This window comes from Pedobacter sp. BMA (assembly GCF_001027745.1).
GTDB lineage: Bacteria > Bacteroidota > Bacteroidia > Sphingobacteriales > Sphingobacteriaceae > Pedobacter.
The window spans coordinates 33,800-52,026 of sequence record NZ_LECU01000008.1; the positions used below are offsets into that span (position 1 = coordinate 33,800).

At 38.8% G+C, this 18,227-nt stretch carries 17 protein-coding genes; 3 read left to right on the forward strand and 14 right to left on the reverse strand.

The annotated features are described in order from the left end of the window. Window position 1: 1 nt before the first annotated feature. From AB669_RS18330 to AB669_RS18385, 12 genes are all read right to left on the reverse strand, one after another. Window positions 2–538 (reverse strand): dTDP-4-dehydrorhamnose 3,5-epimerase family protein, encoded by a 537-nt coding sequence (locus AB669_RS18330; RefSeq protein WP_047800816.1) that lies wholly within the window; start codon window positions 536–538, stop codon window positions 2–4. Beyond that, entirely contained in the window at window positions 538–1,629 is a 1,092-nt protein-coding gene (rfbG, locus tag AB669_RS18335; RefSeq protein WP_047800817.1) for a CDP-glucose 4,6-dehydratase, read from the reverse strand. Before rfbG ends, AB669_RS18330 begins: the two co-directional genes overlap by 1 nt. Window position 1,630: 1 nt before the next feature. Then, window positions 1,631–2,407, reverse strand: coding sequence for a glucose-1-phosphate cytidylyltransferase (gene rfbF, locus AB669_RS18340; RefSeq protein ID WP_047800818.1), 777 nt, complete (start codon window positions 2,405–2,407; stop codon window positions 1,631–1,633). A gap of 7 nt (window positions 2,408–2,414) precedes the next feature. Next, a complete protein-coding gene (locus AB669_RS18345) occupies window positions 2,415–3,446 on the reverse strand; it encodes a ferredoxin--NADP reductase (RefSeq protein WP_047800819.1) in 1,032 nt (343 codons plus the stop codon). A gap of 3 nt (window positions 3,447–3,449) precedes the next feature. Next, window positions 3,450–5,801 (reverse strand): tyrosine-protein kinase, encoded by a 2,352-nt coding sequence (locus tag AB669_RS18350; protein WP_047800820.1) that lies wholly within the window; start codon window positions 5,799–5,801, stop codon window positions 3,450–3,452. Window positions 5,802–5,810: 9 nt separating this feature from the next. Continuing rightward, window positions 5,811–6,617, reverse strand: a complete 807-nt coding sequence (locus AB669_RS18355) for a polysaccharide biosynthesis/export family protein (protein ID WP_047800821.1) — start codon at window positions 6,615–6,617, stop codon at window positions 5,811–5,813. Between the two features lie 164 nt (window positions 6,618–6,781). Next, window positions 6,782–7,522: a tyrosine-protein phosphatase gene (locus AB669_RS18360; protein ID WP_047800822.1), complete on the reverse strand. Its 741-nt coding sequence runs from the start codon at window positions 7,520–7,522 to the stop codon at window positions 6,782–6,784. 507 nt (window positions 7,523–8,029) lie between these two features. Next, window positions 8,030–8,491: a hypothetical protein gene (locus AB669_RS18365; RefSeq protein ID WP_047800823.1), complete on the reverse strand. Its 462-nt coding sequence runs from the start codon at window positions 8,489–8,491 to the stop codon at window positions 8,030–8,032. Further along, window positions 8,488–9,099, reverse strand: coding sequence for a peptidoglycan-binding protein (locus AB669_RS18370; protein ID WP_231582714.1), 612 nt, complete (start codon window positions 9,097–9,099; stop codon window positions 8,488–8,490). Before AB669_RS18370 ends, AB669_RS18365 begins: the two co-directional genes overlap by 4 nt. After that, entirely contained in the window at window positions 9,018–9,392 is a 375-nt protein-coding gene (locus AB669_RS18375) for a hypothetical protein (protein ID WP_047800824.1), read from the reverse strand. The genes AB669_RS18370 and AB669_RS18375 overlap by 82 nt, the downstream gene beginning before the upstream one ends. A 56-nt stretch (window positions 9,393–9,448) precedes the next feature. Then, window positions 9,449–10,093 (reverse strand): DUF6266 family protein, encoded by a 645-nt coding sequence (locus AB669_RS18380; protein WP_156166786.1) that lies wholly within the window; start codon window positions 10,091–10,093, stop codon window positions 9,449–9,451. 401 nt (window positions 10,094–10,494) lie between these two features. Beyond that, window positions 10,495–10,785: a hypothetical protein gene (locus tag AB669_RS18385; protein WP_047800826.1), complete on the reverse strand. Its 291-nt coding sequence runs from the start codon at window positions 10,783–10,785 to the stop codon at window positions 10,495–10,497. A 378-nt stretch (window positions 10,786–11,163) separates the two neighbouring features. On the opposite strand from AB669_RS18385, the gene AB669_RS18390 reads away from it, so the two are divergent. The 3 genes from AB669_RS18390 (at window position 11,164) to AB669_RS18400 (ending at window position 13,651) form a co-directional block, all read left to right on the forward strand. Beyond that, a complete protein-coding gene (locus AB669_RS18390; protein ID WP_047800827.1) occupies window positions 11,164–12,291 on the forward strand; it encodes a hypothetical protein in 1,128 nt (375 codons plus the stop codon). A 162-nt stretch (window positions 12,292–12,453) separates the two neighbouring features. Next, window positions 12,454–13,029, forward strand: coding sequence for a hypothetical protein (locus tag AB669_RS18395; RefSeq protein WP_047800828.1), 576 nt, complete (start codon window positions 12,454–12,456; stop codon window positions 13,027–13,029). Between the two features lie 304 nt (window positions 13,030–13,333). Next, window positions 13,334–13,651 (forward strand): hypothetical protein, encoded by a 318-nt coding sequence (locus AB669_RS18400; protein ID WP_047800829.1) that lies wholly within the window; start codon window positions 13,334–13,336, stop codon window positions 13,649–13,651. A 39-nt stretch (window positions 13,652–13,690) separates the two neighbouring features. Here the strand turns inward: AB669_RS18400 and AB669_RS18405 are convergent, their stop codons facing one another. Further along, window positions 13,691–15,055, reverse strand: a complete 1,365-nt coding sequence (locus AB669_RS18405; RefSeq protein WP_197082437.1) for a RagB/SusD family nutrient uptake outer membrane protein — start codon at window positions 15,053–15,055, stop codon at window positions 13,691–13,693. A 9-nt stretch (window positions 15,056–15,064) separates the two neighbouring features. Next, on the reverse strand, window positions 15,065–18,226 hold the full coding sequence (locus AB669_RS18410) for a SusC/RagA family TonB-linked outer membrane protein (protein WP_047800831.1): 3,162 nt from the start codon (window positions 18,224–18,226) through the stop codon (window positions 15,065–15,067). Between the last annotated feature and the right edge of the window lies 1 nt (window position 18,227).

The following is an 18,227-nucleotide window of genomic DNA, read 5'->3' on the forward strand; positions in this document are numbered from 1 at the left end:
TTTAAAAAGGGCTTTTTATATTAGAAAATGTTTCGAAACTCAGATCCCGATCTGATAAAATTGGGGTCTGAACGTCCCAGTCATATCCAAAAGAATCAAATTTAATCCCTGCTTCACATTCTCTGCTTTGAGAAGTAGAAGTATGGTATTCTACAGTGGTATTGTCTTCTAGTGAAAGGAATCCATGTGCAAATCCCTTCCCAATATATATCCCCTTTCTATTTTTCGCTGAAAGTTCTGCGAAAAAAAAACTTCCAAAGGTTTCAGAATTCTTACGAATATCTAAAACGACATCTATGATTGCACCAGTAACAACGTATACTAGTTTTGAATGATCTTCAGGAGGAACTTGATAATGCATTCCCCGGATTACATCTTTATTAGAGACAGAATAGAAACTTTCGGTAAAGTTATAATCCAAATTTTTAGCCTGAAATGTTTCTTTGTGGATTGTCTTTACAAATTCACCCCTGTTATCAACAAAACTTTTATAATCCATGATAAATAAATCGTGGAAGGGAGTTTCTTTTATTTCCATTATAATGCCCAGTTTATGGCCTTGCCTAATGCCGCCTTAGTATACTGATTTATCTGGTTTGTCCTTAAAGATAAAATGTTACTTCCACCTTCCAAATCGTCCATGTAACCTTTCAGAGTGAAATCAACTGTTTCCTTAAAGCTTAAAACTGGTTTCCATTTTAGGAAATTTGCTGCTTTAGAGATGTCTAACTTTAATAATACTGCTTCATGAAGTTTGACAGTACCTTCCGGTATGGTATAACCACCTCTACTGTCTAAAATCAAAATCTCATCAATTAATTCCTTTACAGAATAATTGGTTACATCTTCAGGCCCAAAATTCCATCCTCCACTAAATCCCTTGCCGTTTATGAATAATTCCGCTCCTAAATTTAGATAACCACTTAATGGCTCTAACACATGTTGCCAAGGTCTTGTTGCATAAGGATTACGAACTTCCAGCTTCTCTTCTTTTTTGAATGCCCTGAAATAGTCTGGTATTATTCTATCTAACGCCCAATCTCCGCCCCCAATTACGTTACCTGCCCTTGCAGACGCAATATTACACGTGCCCTCAGCTTTGAAGAAAGATTCTAGATATGAACTGGTAATAAGTTCCGAACAGCCTTTGGAAGCACTATACGGATCTTTACCTCCCATTGGATCATTTTCCCTATAACCCCAAACCCATTCTTTATTATCGTAACATTTATCTGTAGTTACATTCACGGCTGCTTGGACCGAGGCTGTAGACCTTACCGCTTCCCAGAAATTTACTGTGCCCATCAAGTTAGTGTCAAAAGTACCTAATGGATCTTGATAAGATAATAATACTAACGGTTGAGCAGCTAAGTGAAAGGCAAAATCAGGTTGAACGTCCTGAAAATAACGTTTTAATTTTTCTCCATCTCTAACGTCACCTTCATAATGATTAATATGATCTTTTAAGTTACAGATCACGAAATTATCCATATCGGATTGAGGAGCTAAAGCATATCCATAAACCTCTGCACCTAGTTCTTTTAGCCAGATTGCCATCCAAGAACCCTTAAAACCTGTATGGCCAGTTAAAAGGACTTTTTTCCCTTGATAAATATTTTGAAAGCTCATACTACCAGATTTTCCATTTTGCTTCCCCACTAGACCAAAGTTGTTCCAACTCAATACGATCTCTCAAAGCATCCATTGGTTTCCAAAAACCAGAATGTTTAAATGCTGCTAGTTGACCATCATTGGCAATTTCTTTCAAAGGTTTGTTTTCCCATTGAACGTCTTCAACGTCACCCTCTAGGTATTTAAATATCCCTGGATTTAAAACAAAGAAACCTCCATTAATCCACATTCCATCTCCCTGAGGTTTCTCTACGAAATGTTGTACAGCACCATCCTCATCCATTTCAATATTTCCGAAACGACCTGGCGTTTGTATACTAGTTAATGTTGCTAACTTATCATGGCTATTATGAAAATCAACGAGAGCATTGATATCAATATCTGCTACTCCATCTCCATATGTAAGCATGAAAGTCTCACCATCCACATATTTCTGAATTTTCTTGATTCGGCCAGCAGTATTTGTTTTCAATCCAGTATCAACTAGAGTCACTTTGAATGACTCTGAATTAGAAAAATGGACATCCACTTTATTCTTTTCGATATCGATAGAAACATCTGAGTTATATAAATAATAATTCAGAAAATATTCTTTAATAGATTGGGCTTTATAACCTAAGCATAATACGAAGTCATTGTAGCCATAAGCTTCATAAATCTTCATAATATGCCATAATATAGGTTTTCCACCTATTTCAACCATTGGCTTTGGACGAGCTTCTGTCTCTTCCATTAAGCGGGTACCTAAACCACCTGCAAGTATTACTACCTTCATATTTTATTTATATTTCTATATGTACATTATCTGTTAGAGGATGTGTGCAGCAAAGTAAATATTCATTTGCTGATAAATCATCGCGTACTTTCGTTAACCCGATCATCTTGGCTTCGCCAATGATCATTGAACCCTTGCAAGTACTACAATTTCCCGTTTGGCAAGAATAAGGCAATTCAATGTCAGCGCTTAAAGCTGCTTCCAAAATACTTTTTCCTTTAACAACCTCAACGGTATATTTTTCGCCCTGAAAATTTAGAGAAACGTTTTGAGTATGCACATCTTCGAAATCTTTTGGATCTTTAACCAATTCAAAATCTTCGGAATAAACATGGTCAAGATTACCGAACTTGGCTTGAACTGCATTCTTTACGGATTCCTTTAAACCGGCGGGGCCACAGATATAGTGTGCAACACCGTTATGTTCGCTTTGATCACTCAATATCTTTAAGGCTTTGTCTTGATCAATCCTACCTTGTATCAGATATGGATTTGCCTCATCAATAACTAATTTTGTGTGAAAATGCCTAATTGTAAGGCGATCACCATATCTCTCTTTAAGTTGATCTATTTGGTTTTTAAATATTGTAGATTCATGACTTCGGTTACCATAGTTAAGATGTACTTTAACTTCCGTTTTTTCCGACAAAATATATTTTATGATAGATAGCAGTGGCGTTATACCGCTTCCCACACCCCAAAAATATACATCTTTAAATCCATGGCCCTCTTCAAAAATAAAATCGCCCATTGGAGGCATTACCTCAATTGAATCACCTACCTGTACTACATCGTTGATGTGATTTGATATTAAACCATTTTCGACCCGTTTGACTGTAATTTCCAAAAATGTATCAACACCGGGACAGGACGAAAATGAATACGGACGAATATAACGTCTTCCATTAATCCTAAAGATCAAAGTAAGGTATTGTCCGGCTATATACTTAATTTTTTTTAATCCGGGTTGCTTGAAACAAAGTGTGACAGTATCTTCGGTTTCCTTTCTTATTTCAGCAACTTTTAATGTATAATTCATAGACTATGATCTCAATTTAAACATTTTCTTATACCAAGGTTGCGTCTCATTCTCTCCGTAAGCTCCATAACCGTAACCGTAACCATAATATTTATTAACTATATCATTTACGACGATCCCTAAGCTCTTCATTTTTCCACTTCTGTAGAGTTCCTCAACAATTCTAAGTTGGTCTTTCTGTGTAACCTTCTGTCTCACCAAAAACAAAGTAACATCTGCGTACGGAGCCAGTAACTGAGCATCTGATATAATACCAATAGGAGGCGCATCTAAAATTATGTAGTCAAATTGTTTTTTCAGCTCTTCCATCAAAAGTGGCATTCGTTCATTCATCAGTGTTTCTGCGGGATTTGGAGGGAGCGGACCTGAAGAAATAATGAACATATTTTTATTAATATGAAGTGGTTTAATTAAGTTGGTTGCTGTCAAATCATTCTTAATGGTATAATTACTATATCCCAATGAATTATCAACATTTAACTTCGCTGATAAACCTGGTTTTCGTAAATCCAGCTCCATTAATAAGACTTTCTTTCCCGCTAATGCCAATATATTTCCTAAATTAATTGCCGTAAATGACTTCCCTTCACCACTCATACTTGATGTAAGTAAAATTATTTTTTCATCATTATTCCGAAGATAAAACGATAAGTTAGTTCTTAAGGCTCTGAACTGTTCTGATATCGCGGATCGGCTTTGATTTGCAACAACGAGATTATCATCAGATGAATTATGGCTTATTTCTCCTATTACCGGAACTTGTGTCAAAGAATTAATCTCTTCCTTAGTTTTTATACTATTGTTCAACAGCTCTGAACCAAATATTACAATAACTGGTAAAATCAGTCCTGCCACTAATCCCACAAGATATATTAGGTTTTTCTTCGGACTAATTGGAGCAACTTCAGCTTTTGGAGGATCAATTGTTTTAGCAATCGAAATATTTGATGTCTTCGATATAGCGGTCTCTTCAGCTTTCTGCATTAGAAAGATATATAGTTCTTGTTTGATCTGCTGATTCCGAGCCAATTTCAAATAATTCTTCTCAATTTGTGGAACACCGGAAATCTGTCCCTCTGCTGATTTTAATTGATTTCGAAGCTTATTACGATTAGCTACATATGAATTTTTTGTGATTTGAACATTAGAAAGAATATCGCTTCTTAGCCCCTCAATTTGTTTATCGATATTTTTAATAAATGGACTTTCTTCCGTTACACTTAATAATTGTTTTTCACGCTCCAGGAGAAGTGCATTGTATTGCCCCATTAAATTCGAAAAAACCAGATCTGAAGGAATTAATGATGAGGGAAACACCCTCTTACTATCTGTATTATCTTTTAGATAACGTTCCAAATCATTCAATACTGATACCTGTGTTTCTGCTTTAGCAAGTTCAGTTGAAAATTCACCTGTATTCTGAACCAACAACTTACCTTGTTCACTCATGTCTGATAACTGGTTTTGTTGTTTAAAAGATTCAACTTTGTTTTCGACATCCCCAAGCTCCGAAGCAATTTTATTTATTCGTTCTTTAATAAATAAATATGTACTATCAGCGATGGAATTTTTATCTCTTAAATTTGCCTGGGTGTACTTATCAATTAAAGTATTAAGAATATCTTCGCCTTTTTGTTGTAAAGTATAAGATAGCCCAAGATCAATAATAGAGACTTGTTTATTAGAAACCCCAACAGAAAGTTGTGCTAACAAATTTGATACTCGTTGGTCTATGGATAGAATACGTACAGAATATTCACCACTTTCAGTCCTAGAAGGAGACAAAAGATCTAATTTTACGATACCAACACCATCAAGTTTAAATTCACTCCCCCATTTTATGTTTCTTACCTCGTTATTTTTTTTTAATCTTAGATTTTGATTGTCTATTACTGATACTTCTATGTTAGTAGTTTTAATAGTATCTAATCCCTTGAGAATACTTAACTTAAATGGCGAATTGTAAACTTCTCTTGTTAAAAAATCTATCTTTCGTGAATATATGACATTAAGCTGCATCTCTCTTACGACTTGCTCCATCAAAAACCTCGTCCTAAGAATTTCGACTTCGTTATCAACGGAATTTTTAGCCCCCATTAACCCACCTAGGTCCATTAAAGCGCCGGCTTGTTTACCTAAACCCCCGCCTTTTTCGTCATCATTTACCAGAATTTTAGCTCTTATCTGGTAAAGTGGGGCAGTGTATTTTGCATAAAAAAATGAAAGTAATAAACAGATCAAAATACTTATTAAAAACCATAACCACTTATCAACAAGCTTACTGAAAACATCCTTTAGGTTGATAATATCTTCTTCACCATTCGGGTTGGTATTGTTATTTACTATATTATTCATTGAGGCAAATTATTTAAAACTAGAGATCGCTAAAACTATTACTGAAATAACAGAGGCTATTACGCCAATAGTTTGTATTTGTGCTGAATTTGATGCTGAGACTTTACGTTTATTTGGCTCGACATAAATTACGTCATTTTGCTTTAAATAGTAGAACGGACTATTGAAGATGTCAGATGAGTTTAGATCAAGTCTGGCAAACTCCTTTATTCCGTTATTGTCTCTAACAATTAAAACATTCTCACGTTTACCGTATATTGTTAAATCGCCAGCTAGACTTAACGCATCTAAGATGCTCACTTTTTCATTTGGAAGCGTATATGTTGACGGAGCGTTAACTTCTCCTAAAACACTCACTTTAAAGTTAGCAAACCTTAACTGAACATTAGGTTGCTGATAGATATTGGCAGCTTTCTCTCGAATTAATTCTCTCGCCTGATACGAGGTAAGGCCCGCAACTTTAACTTTTCCAATTAACGACAGTTCAATCTCGCCATTTCTATCAACCAAAAAACCAGTATTTTGCGTTGCCAAACTACTATTAGAGTTTCCTCCCAAAGATGGCGTAGACGCAGCTTGATTTACAATTGCCCCACTTTGTTGATTGAGAGTAAATATGTTTATACTTAATATATCATCAGATTGTATTATTGGTTCAGAAAAAACCACTGCACTATCTAACTTGGCTTGATTTACCGATTGGATGTCTTGAAAATAAGCAATTTTCTTGTTGCTTATACATGATGAGGTTAACGATATAACCAGTAGAGTTGCAACGAATACAACCCCCTTACTCATATTATTTTGTTTATTCATAAATATTATATCTGCAAGAAATGGAATTGACACAACGAGCAGGTTACAAACTTAATCATTTAATTGTAATATCTAGAAATGCTGATCTAGATAATATATGAAGTAAGCTCAATTTTAGTTTAGTATTTCAATTTAAAACAATTTTATTCGTCACATACACTATTTTAAATACTGTCATGCCCGAATACATCTTGGTTTCGAAAGTGGTAATTACCTATTAATTCATGTAATCTTCCTGAAAGAACCGACTCTGTCAATGTATTCAAATGCCTTTCATGGTGTAAATCAGTTCCTGCCAAATCATACATTTTCTCCTTTAATAAAACGTCTGCCATTAGCTTAACTTCTTTCCCATAGTAGCCCAGAACAGAGAGTAAATTTAATTGAAATAAACAACCTTTCTCTTTAAATCTTTTCAACCGGGTTTTATCCTTGAAATAAAATGTATATCGTTCTGGATGAGCAAGAATTGGCTTATAACCTTTAATTTCTATATCAAAAACAGTTTGGCTTATACCTGGACTCTCATTCAAATAAGACATTTCAATTAACACATGTTTTTCGTCCAATTTGCATAAAGGCTTATCCATCGTAAAATCCTGATCGACCATATATTCTGCTGCAGCACCTAACGTCAACGAAATATTCTGATTATCCATTTCCGCTTGCAGTGCATCTTTCGCCGCACCAATGGTTTCCTGCGTGTTAGGATAAAGCTCCTTATATATGTGGGGCGTAGCGATCAATTTATTAAAACCTAATTCCTGCAGGGCCTTAACAAAACGAATGGAAGTCGGCACATCAGGTGACCCATCGTCTATACCGGGTAAAATATGGGAATGCATATCGACTCCGAGCCAGGAAATGTCTGTAACCTTATTTTTTTTTGAAAAAAAATTAAACATAACTAATGAAGGATGCTTTTGCGTAGAAAAGGAAAGACCAACTTAAATCTGAAGATATACCGCATTATAACCAATTTTTTTCTAAAAATAGATGCAATAATCCAGTTATCCAAACTTAAGTAGATTAAAACAGACCAAAAGTAGAGGGGGACCAGAACAAATACCAAATTAAGGCAAATTTAACCTGATTTTACGTGAGTAAACTATACGAAAGCTTTCGGAAAACGCATTTTACTATCCAAACGCCGCTGTTCTGATTTTTTTAGTCGTTTAATGGAAATGTATGCCACAACATTAGAAATGATTAGAGCTACCCAGCCAATTGATTCAATATAACTACTCATATGATTAAGAATAAGACAGCCACATAACAAAGCAAAGATGAAAAGGTTTTAAAAACTTTAAAATTAATTGAGGGCTTCCACTGGAGTCAAGTAGTGAAGTATAAGCAGAGATTGCTTCGTACCACGCACTGATTTTGAGCGGGCACGAAGCAAATCATAAATATCAACTAACGGAGTTTTGCAGCAACTTCCATAGGCACCGTAAACACAGGATTAAGCCTAAACCAATACCGATAGCCCAATACCAATCTTTATTTCCAACCCTTGTATGGCTTTCAGCAATTTGCTTTTGTGTTGTTTCAACATTAAGCTGTTGACTTAAACTTGTAGAATCTGTACCTTTCGCCTTCGCATTAATCTTTCGCATTTCTCTTTGTTGTATCTCAATCAGCACGGCTTCCCCTCTAAAGCCACTATCCCTTAAATAGCTTACATTTCCCTTTGGCCAAATACGCCAAAAGGTTTCATTTGACAAACTATCATTGCTCAAAATAGTCCAGGATTGATGGCTTGACAAACTGGAATTAAGACGTTGCGCTTCCTGGAGATGATTGGTGTTGGAAGCACTTTCCTTCCGCAGCACGCTGCAGGAACAGAATAGTACCACGATCAAAAACCTTTTCATATTCCACCTCCCTTCAGCCAATCCGCATAATACATAATGGTTCTCTTGTGCCGGTATTTAGTGTATACGCCATCTCCTTCCCTGCTGCCCGTCATGTTGGTATTACCTTCAATGGTAATTAACCATGAGCCACGTTGTGATTTTACTAAACCACAATGCGCTATTCGCTTCAGGCTGGAAAAGTAAATTCCAAACACATCGGCGGGTTGTGGGTTGTCTACTCTTCGGCTAGCAGGAAATAAAGCCGGACTCCAGGCAGTGGACGGGAACTTATACCCTGACTGTCCATAAACCCAACTTACAAATGCTGCGCACCATGGGTCGCCTTTTACATGTCCAGTATAATGGAGATAATTTTCTACTGCAATTCCATCGTTATTACCTGTCGCTTCACGGACACGAAGTTGGGCCTGTGCAATCTGAATGACTCGTTGTCTAGCGTGTTCGGAGGATGATTTACGAGAAACAGTGCGCTCCTGAAAGAAAGATGATAAACCAGCGAAACTTGCTCCCGATACTTTACTTTTTAAAACACTGCCGCTAAGCATCCCACTCCCGCTAACAGCAAAAGCGCAAACGATGCCCAATAAAAGCCTAACTGATACCATGATGATAGATCGTTAAATTGTAAAACCATGTTTGAAATTGAAGGTAATGCCAGTTTTCGGAGAAAAAGCCCAAGAAGACTAACCGACAAGAACAGGAGCAATATCCAGGTAATTAGTCCGAAAAGTAATAATTGCCAGATACCGGCGTCAACCAATCCCACAGTTGCATTGCCAATCGTCAGGAACATGGGCAAAAGCTGCCAGCATAGATATAATCCCAGCACCACTGCTACGATTAATAGGATAGGATAAAGGTTAAATCCCCTTTTTAAATTTAATATTAAAGTTTTCATGATTTTAAGTTTAAGATGAGTGTGCTGCCGAGGGCAACACACTCATCGGTTAAAAATTAGGCAACTGTAAACGGCCCTTTGTAAACACTATTTGACTGTCTCCCACCATCCCGGGATTGGTAAAACATGTAAACATGAATTTCCTGGCCCGAAAAGCTTGCAGGTAGGGTAATCGTAGTAGTCCCCTCAGTTCGTGTAGCGATCGCAGTGTAGATCATAAACAGATTTTGCGGGGCGTTGTAAATCAATACATATACCCGGTCATCAACAAACGCTGTCAGGTCATTAATCTGAGGCATCCAGCTCAACACCAGATCTTCCGGCGTTGTAGATACCAGGGTTACGTCTGCAGGTGCCTGTAAAGTTCCTTTGCTGATCTGAATAATTGACTTATCAACGCTAAAATACGGATAGACTCCGGTGACCGCATTGTTAAGTGCATGTTGTACACCCATGTTAAATCCCGTTGCCCGATTCGAGGTCTGCCCTTTGTACCCGAGCATCAATACATCTTTGATAGGCCCCAGGTAGGTCATCACCGCACCGAAGCGAGCCCGCTGCATAAGCTGAGCCTCACTGGCAGGTTTGTTGCTTAGCTTTGGCAAGCCCTTAATGTAGCTGATATTGTTCCAGCTACTGCCGATAACACTTCCGGCCTTGCCGGAGAAGCCTCCATTGGCTCCGTTTCTGATTGTTCCCATAATGAATGGATTTAAAATTTTTAACAGCATCACTATCCGGCCGGTATAGCTTTGCCTGGCACAATGTTAAATGCGAAAAATATAAAATCCTAATATTCAGCGTAGTGCGGCTTAACTTGTCTTGATTTGGCTTAATTTGTCTCCTTCATAGCCTGCCAGAAAACATTACTGAACAAATAATTAAACCTAAATATTGTCCTCACTTAAGGCAGCCGGTTGGAAAAGATGGCAACCTGAGAGGTATCAGTTTAGGTTAACAAATGCCTTGCGGTTGCCAATTCATTGGAATTTGATCGTGTTGATCCCAACCCGTTCCCGAAGCCTTCCCGAACGCTTCCCGAATCTGAGGCAATAGTTTCCCAAAGAGGAGTCGAAGCCACCTCGAAGTATACACGAAGCCATTAGAAAAGGTTCCCGAAGAATGTTGGCTCAGCTACAAAGAAATCAATATCATTCCGGAGAAATGATGCTTCGCGGCTGGCGCTAATAGCCATCCCAATCGCAACGATGTTCGATGTTGTAAGTGAGTTATTTCTTGTTTGCAGGTTGAACTGGAAAATCCGGAATTTTGTAATACCACTTCCCTGAAAGCTGTTTTGAAGATACAGCGCCGTTTTTCCGCAAACGGTAAATGGTTCGGCTACTGATGTTAAGTTTTGCCATGAGTCCGGCGGTGTCAAACCATTCTTCATTTTGAACAATAGGTTGTTGCTGAATCAACAAATTACGGACTTCGTTTACAGAGTCCAGAATCTCTTTTAAGCGAAAGAAAATTTTACTAAACATAACGATAATTTTAGATGAGCATACTGAAAGTTATACAATCAATACCTCTACAAATTCAACAATTACCTGTTTATCATCAAGTTGATGATAGGTTGATGATTATTGCAACCCTGCATCCCTAAAAGAAAATGACCTGGTAAAAAATTAGGAATTGAATAAATATAGCTGGTACTCAAATGCGTTCGTCACATTATAAGCGGTTTTCGCGGAGCCACAGATCTCAACGGTGTAAAAAGTTTTATTCCAGGAAAAATTGCCGATAATTTACCGGAAAAAAAACCATTATGCAATTTGAACTAACCCCATTTGAAGAAAATTTTCGGGAACTGATCTCGAATAACACCTTTTCCAGAAAGTATAAAACTGATTTCGAAAAAAATGTTGATCGGGAATATGAGCGACTAATATACATGTTCAGAAACCTGGTGTTTAAGGCCGGGAAAAACTCCGAGATAAAGAGGTATGTCTATATGCATCAGCAAGTACTCACGGCCCTGGCAGACGCAATAGAAAAAGCGATCACGTCAGACATTGAACACCCTAACAAATCACTTTTAAACATTTTGTATTCATACATTCGGGATCTTTTGGAATGGTTAAGTGTGGAACTTCGCAAATATTTCGATTTCAGCTACAAAGCCCCCATTTATTTCATGACCCAGTCTTTGGCTAACATCAAAAACCAGCAGGAAATGCTCACTGAAAAATTTAAACAGCTTGATTTTAGTGAAGACTTCATCACCATGTTTAAGAAGGCGACGGATGTAAGCTATGTGATAAGCTTTACGGATATTTATTTCTGGCTGGATCTATACGATATCATCCACAAAAAAATTCTTGAAAATCTTAAAACCGATGAGTATGAAATCATTAAACTCATGATAGAAACGGGAGCAAATCATGATGTCTTTTTTTCGTACGTCGCGAAGTTTATCGCAAATGCCATTGATGGGATGCCACTGATAGATGATCAGATCACCATGCTCCGCCACTTCAGAGAAGATTTCAAATGCTCGTGTAGAAAACGTCCTGAAAAACAATATTCAGACAATAAAAGTAGCAGGAAATTAATTAATACAATATTAAAACAGAAAATCAGGTTCCTGGAATTATTAAAATTCGTCAAAGATAATTCGGAAGATGCACAAATGATGAACTCGCAATACAAGGTATCTTTCTCAGTTAAACAGCTTGCATTTTTTATTCACCTTCAAATGGAGACAGGTATCATCCTTTGGAGAAGGGCAAAGTTTGCCCCTCAATATGTCTCGCATCATTACAGTACAATTGAAAGGGAATCCATCTCCGAAAAAAGTGTCCGTAATGCTTTGTATAATCACGCTGGTGAAGATATTAAAAAGGTAATTGTCAAGCTTACTGAAATGTTGGAGCTGGCGAAAGGAAAATATTAATCAGGCTGGACCTGATATTGAAGCATGATCAATCCTTAATCATGAACACACAATGGTTTCCTTTTCATTCGTATCGAAAGAAAATCTATACAACTGGGGGTTGCAAAATTATGCAACTTGACAGAAACTATATTACCATTTTATTTACCATCAAAAAAGGTTATGGAAAATGCGGATTACATTGAAATGCTGAACACCGTACACGCTTTGCCTGATGGGCTTACATTGTACTTAAAGAGTGTAGTAAAAAGCAAAACTTATTTAAAGGGGCAGCATATAGACTATGCGGTCGATAATCAGATGTTTTACCCCTTGATGTTTACGGGGGCGGCAAAGTTACTGGCTGTCCACCGGGAGTCAGGCGAGCGTATCAATCTTTATTTCTATTTTGACAGGGAATTTCTTTTCCATGCCACCAGCTGTGTAATCAACCCGGATGTAGAGATTGTTTTAGTTTTCCTGGAAGATGCTGAACTAATGTATATTGAGGAAGTACACTACGGAAATGTATTGAAGCTTTATGGAGATGCCTACCACCTTGATATTAAATACAATATGTTTCATTTTGAGGCAGTCTTAAATCAGCTTTTTATCAGAAACTATCACCTCGCTACCCAACGGTATCAGCTCATGCTCAAAGATAACCCGAAAACCGGCAAAAGACTTTCAGTTAATGACATTGCTTCATATCTTGGGATAGATCAAAAAACACTCAGTCGCATCCGGACAAAAGAGTAGTGACATTTGTCACTCCCCACCGCCTATTTAATAGTGAACTGGTGACATTTGCGTGCATACGCTTCGATGCATTCTCACGAAATTTATGTCAGGATTTCGGGAAATGATAAATACAATTACATATCTTAAAAATGGCTTCGCATTCGCGGGATCGGCCATTTATTTCCCGGAATTAATGGCTGTGTTTACGGGTAGGCCGTTCAGGAGAGTCAACAAGAAAGTGTTTTACAATATCGTGTAAAACCGCTTTCGGATCGCCATCCTCAAGTGCTTAAACAGAGTCTTTAATTTAATTTTTAAAATCATGAATTTAAAAAAAATCTCTATCGGCCTTGTAGCCCTTTTCGGGTTCGGCGTGATAGGCTTAAGTGCTTTTACCGAAGAAAAATCGGCTGCCTTAAGATACCAATTTACCGGAACTAGTTATTCAGATACCACCGACCCATCAAAGTGGGTAGATATCTCGAATGACCCAATTCCTTCGGAATGTGATGGCGAAAGCATTCCATGTACTCTTGAATTCCAGGATACGCAATACGCAAATATCTCGGCATACCTGGCCGTGCATAATACGCCTGCGTTGGTAGACGATGATGATTTCGTTACTTCGAGGAAAGATTAGGTATAGCAAGGGAGCAGGCACACCTGCTCCCTTACGTTTTTAATAGGTATTTTGTACAATATCACTTAAGGTGATCACCTCTTCCGGAATGGGTAATGCAAAGCGCCTGCTATTTGCAGGCAGGTTATAAGTAATATTATTAACCGTTCTGCTCAATGATATCCCGGCACCCTCCTTATTTAATCTCTTAACATCCATCCATCTAAGCCCGCGGATGAGCAACTGCTTCCTCCTTTCCTTTAATATAATTTGCACTAAGACTTCCCCGCTCAATCCGGTATACGGGACATAAAATCCTTTCGCATAACGCGTGACCAGTAATGCATTTAGATCAGACAAGGCCAAGCCGGTTTGATTCAGTCTTGCAGCGCATTCGGCCCTCGTAAGGTATACTTCATCTATGGCCACCCCACTAAACGCGGTGACGGAATTATCGTAACTGCCCTTAAAGGCGTAAGTGCCATTACCGTTATCTTTAAAGTACAATGTCTTTCTCAAATCTTTAGGGTCGTATAAGCTATAAACCTCTGGAACAATTTTCGCCCTTGCAGCAGCAATTGTGGTTAACGATTTAAATACCGCAGCATATAACACTTCAGTATTAAATTGAGGAAATGGATAGCTAGCTGTTGCAGTTAACGAATTATAATCCAGCAAGCTGCTTTTGATTTTAAGGCAGGAATCTGCATAAAGCTGCGCCTGCTCGTATTTTCGCATCCAAAGATAGGTGCGGGCCAAAAGCGCAAAGGCGGCAGGCTTTGAGGGGCGCATCACATGGATTTCCTGATTAGGCAATAGTGCGGCAGCTAATTTAAACTCATTGATGATATCATTATACGTTTCCCTGAGCGTACTTCGGGTTGACCTCAGATTAAAATTTGTGCCATCAATAACAGGTAGACCTGGTTCAGTGTCGGCGGTACTTTCGTCGTAAGCCAGGCACCAGATTCCGGCTGCCTGCAACAGATTTCTTGCCTTGATAAAATGAGCCTGGCCCATCACGCTGTTCCATTCCATTGAATTTAAAGCAGTTTTTTCAACCTTTGGCAACCCTTCAATTACCGTATTCAAGGTAAAGTTCTTTCCATAAACATTTGACCAGTCATTGTTCTGGGAAATAAATATATTGCTGTTTTGCCAGGTATACATCCTGCGGTCCACTTCATCCCTGGCATTATAATCGGCGTCAGAAAGGTAAGTTTCGGCTGCGCTTACTTCGCCCGAACTGGCATCTACTTCATTAATTGAACTGTATTTATCTAACAATGACTGGTAATCTTTCAACGTTGTGGGAATGGCCAGGCTATCTAGCGGCTTTTCTTCCAGAAACTTTTTACAGCCACTAGCTGCCAGCAATACCAGGATAAAAAGTTGCAATAACACAAATTGGTATTTATAATTCATGATCATATTTTAAAGGTTAAATCTTAAATTGAATGAATAGATTCTCTGAGGCGCGCCCGTTGGATAGTCCGGATCAAGCTTGTAATCATTATCTGACCATAATAAGCCCAGGTTATTAGCCGTAATCTGAACTGCCACACTATGAAATGGAAGGTTTTTGAAATCCGTTTTATTGAACTCATATCCCACCCCTGCATACTGAAAACGGATCAAATCACCACTCAGCACCGTGGCTTCAGAATAACCATAGAAATCATCTCTGGCTCCTATTGCAGGATATATTTGGGAAGGAACAACGGTGTTTAACTCATCCCCAGGGATTTGCCATCGATTGGAATATTCACTGAGTCCGCTACGATTTGAGTACAAACTGCTATAACTGAGGGCTGGTCTCCTGAAATAACTGCCAAACTTATAACTGATCCGAAAATTGAAATTAAAACCCCTCCAGGCGATAGTATTACCCAGCGCCCCGGTCACTACCGGAAATGCGGGGCCGCGGTAAGCCAGATCATCGATAGTTATTCCGCTACCTGTCAATGCGGTATAGTTTTCTGAATACACCCCGTTCAGATATCCCCGTGGATTCCCGTTGGCTGGATTCAGACCGGCCCATTTATAAGAATAAACTGCGTATACCGGCTTCCCAACTACCCCGCCTATATTGAGGTTTCCATTAACAAAATTACTCCCCAGGTTACTGGATAAGTAGTAATCATCTACCCTGTCCCGGTAATAATTCAAGAAAAAATCTGTTGTCCAACGTAGCTTGCCCACCGTATTCAATGATCGCATCTCCACATCGATGCCTCTGGCGCTAATGGCGGCTACGTTTCGGGTAACCGTTGTACCCACACCAATCGTATAATCTATCGGCTCAGTTCCAATGAGGTCAGTAGATTTTTTAATATAATATTCAACACTTCCTGATAAACGCTTTTTAAAAAAACTAAAATCGAGCCCGGCATTTAGTGTCCTGGTGAGTTCCCATTTTAAGTCTGGATTGGCATAATTAAATATGATCGACATTGCGGTTCGGGTATAGCTCGAAATTCCGCTATAACTGATCGTGGTTAGTGCTGCGTTTCTGGAATCAGAATTTCCGCTACTTCCATAAGTAACACGCAAACGCAGATAAGGCCAATTATTGGCGAAAGGCTCCTGTGATACAATCCATGCCATCCCAGCCGACCATAATGGGTGCCAGAGATTATTTGTAGATACACCAAAAAGATTTGAGGCGTCCCTTCGTGCACTGCCTGAAAGGGTATACCGGTTTTTAAAGGATAATGCACCATTGGCATAAGCTGACACGTAACGGGTAAGCGAACCGTTGTGACTGGTGAAATCACTAATGTACCCGGATGATCCGGTCACAAAATTCCTATAGCTATTTACATAATCTACGGGTATAGATGTACCTGTTTCGGCATCTACCCCATAACTCCTGAATGTCCTGCTCACACCCCTTGCTTCCCGCATTTCACCACCAGCCAGAAAATCGAGAGATAAATCATTAATTTGTTTATTAAAATTTACCTGGCCGCGAAGATTATGTACATTGAGGTCTTGAAGATTTTCATCAACGATACTGCCTAAAGGTATTGGTCTGGTTACTGTGGTACCCGACAGCTGTGTAAACTGGTTAATCAGATTCCGTGTATAATAACTTGATATATCGTTAATCGTGTTTCCATCGATTTTTTGGTTTTCGTACTGATAGTTGATACCCAATTTAAGGCCTTTGAACATTTCATAACCTATTTTTAAATTGGCAAGTAAATCTTTTGTAGTATTTGAGGTAGCAGAATGTTGCGCATCAGAAATCGGATAGTATTTCCAGTCTAACAAGTTGCCACTCCCCGCGGTAGTAGTGTACCGGCTAGTGTAAGTTTTCATAACCTCCGCCTCTTCGCCGTTGTTATTTAAAAACCTGGTGTAAGATGGTAATACTCCAGTTGCTGTCGTCAGCGAGGATAAACCAGGCAATCCACTGGCATTATTGATCTGGCTATACGAGATCGCAAAACCCAAATCCAGATTTTTAACCGGCTTCCAGTTATTTTCTACCTTCAGGTTAAGCCTGGAATATTTAGCTGAAAGCGCACTTGTATTATGGTCGTAACCAGCAGTAACCAGCCAGTTGTGATTGGCCATGCCGCCCTGCATGGATAAGCTATACTGGTTGTTTATACCTGTTTTGAACAAAGCACCGGCGTAGTTCTGATTAATATCCTGAGTACGCAATACACTCAGGTTGTCTTCCAATTGCTGGGTACTGATTTTACTATCCCTTGCTGCTATTAATAGTTCGATCACCGGTGAGAGTACCGGATGCGTACTTGCATTTTCAGAGCTGGTGTAATAACCTTTCGAAAACAACATTTGCTCTACAGCAATCTGATCTCTGGCCGATATGCGTTGGCTATAAGTTAAATCCGGGTCACTTAATACGCTGGTAGCTGCATTAAACTGGACATTAAATTTTTGATTGTATTTACCCTTTTTCGTCGTAATTACAATTACCCCGTTTCCGGCTTTCGCCCCCCATATTGAGGCGGCAGCAGCATCTTTTAAAATCGTAATATTTTCGACATCGTTAGGGTTGATGTTATTGATATCGCCCTGGTAAGGGAACTGATCTACAACAATCAAAGGACTGCGGTCAGACCGTAAGGTACTTAATCCGCGCACCATGATGGAAGCTGAATTTGTTCTTCTGTCTACGGTCAATGCAGGTGTGATTCCTTCTAACCTCTCCAGAATTCCGGTGGTAACCTGTTGGTTGAATGTATTTTTGCTAACACTGCTAAAACTTCCTGTCGCACGTTCTTTAGGTATATCCTGGTATCCTGTGCTTACTATAACATCTTCGAGCTGACGGCTCTCAGTTTGTAAGTACACTTCAAAAATTTTGCGCTGAGGTAAGCTGACCTTCCCTTTAAACATTGCATATCCGAGATGGCTGATGATGACTTCGTAATCGCCCTTAGGGATTTGCATTTTGAAAAAGCCAAGACTGTCAGAATAGGTCTGACGGTCATTTACTTTTACACTGACCCTCAACAAGGATGTTTTATTCGCGGCATCCAAAATCCTTCCGCTCAGCTCTTGTGCGCATGCGGCTATTCCTGTAAGCGCGCATATTAAGGTAAATAGTACTGCTTTCATA

What these genes read in the sequence shown, in the direction of transcription:
- AB669_RS18330 (WP_047800816.1), bottom strand. Translation starts at nt 538, where the DNA reads ATGGAAATAAAAGAAACTCCCTTCCACGATTTATTTATCATGGATTAT.
- rfbG (WP_047800817.1), bottom strand. Translation starts at nt 1,629, where the DNA reads ATGAGCTTTCAAAATATTTATCAAGGGAAAAAAGTCCTTTTAACTGGC.
- rfbF (WP_047800818.1), bottom strand. Translation starts at nt 2,407, where the DNA reads ATGAAGGTAGTAATACTTGCAGGTGGTTTAGGTACCCGCTTAATGGAA.
- AB669_RS18345 (WP_047800819.1), bottom strand. Translation starts at nt 3,446, where the DNA reads ATGAATTATACATTAAAAGTTGCTGAAATAAGAAAGGAAACCGAAGAT.
- AB669_RS18350 (WP_047800820.1), bottom strand. Translation starts at nt 5,801, where the DNA reads ATGAATAATATAGTAAATAACAATACCAACCCGAATGGTGAAGAAGAT.
- AB669_RS18355 (WP_047800821.1), bottom strand. Translation starts at nt 6,617, where the DNA reads ATGAATAAACAAAATAATATGAGTAAGGGGGTTGTATTCGTTGCAACT.
- AB669_RS18360 (WP_047800822.1), bottom strand. Translation starts at nt 7,522, where the DNA reads ATGTTTAATTTTTTTTCAAAAAAAAATAAGGTTACAGACATTTCCTGG.
- AB669_RS18365 (WP_047800823.1), bottom strand. Translation starts at nt 8,491, where the DNA reads ATGAAAAGGTTTTTGATCGTGGTACTATTCTGTTCCTGCAGCGTGCTG.
- AB669_RS18370 (WP_231582714.1), bottom strand. Translation starts at nt 9,099, where the DNA reads ATGGTATCAGTTAGGCTTTTATTGGGCATCGTTTGCGCTTTTGCTGTT.
- AB669_RS18375 (WP_047800824.1), bottom strand. Translation starts at nt 9,392, where the DNA reads ATGAAAACTTTAATATTAAATTTAAAAAGGGGATTTAACCTTTATCCT.
- AB669_RS18380 (WP_156166786.1), bottom strand. Translation starts at nt 10,093, where the DNA reads ATGGGAACAATCAGAAACGGAGCCAATGGAGGCTTCTCCGGCAAGGCC.
- AB669_RS18385 (WP_047800826.1), bottom strand. Translation starts at nt 10,785, where the DNA reads ATGAAGAATGGTTTGACACCGCCGGACTCATGGCAAAACTTAACATCA.
- AB669_RS18390 (WP_047800827.1), top strand. Translation starts at nt 11,164, where the DNA reads ATGCAATTTGAACTAACCCCATTTGAAGAAAATTTTCGGGAACTGATC.
- AB669_RS18395 (WP_047800828.1), top strand. Translation starts at nt 12,454, where the DNA reads ATGGAAAATGCGGATTACATTGAAATGCTGAACACCGTACACGCTTTG.
- AB669_RS18400 (WP_047800829.1), top strand. Translation starts at nt 13,334, where the DNA reads ATGAATTTAAAAAAAATCTCTATCGGCCTTGTAGCCCTTTTCGGGTTC.
- AB669_RS18405 (WP_197082437.1), bottom strand. Translation starts at nt 15,055, where the DNA reads ATGAATTATAAATACCAATTTGTGTTATTGCAACTTTTTATCCTGGTA.
- AB669_RS18410 (WP_047800831.1), bottom strand. Translation starts at nt 18,226, where the DNA reads ATGAAAGCAGTACTATTTACCTTAATATGCGCGCTTACAGGAATAGCC.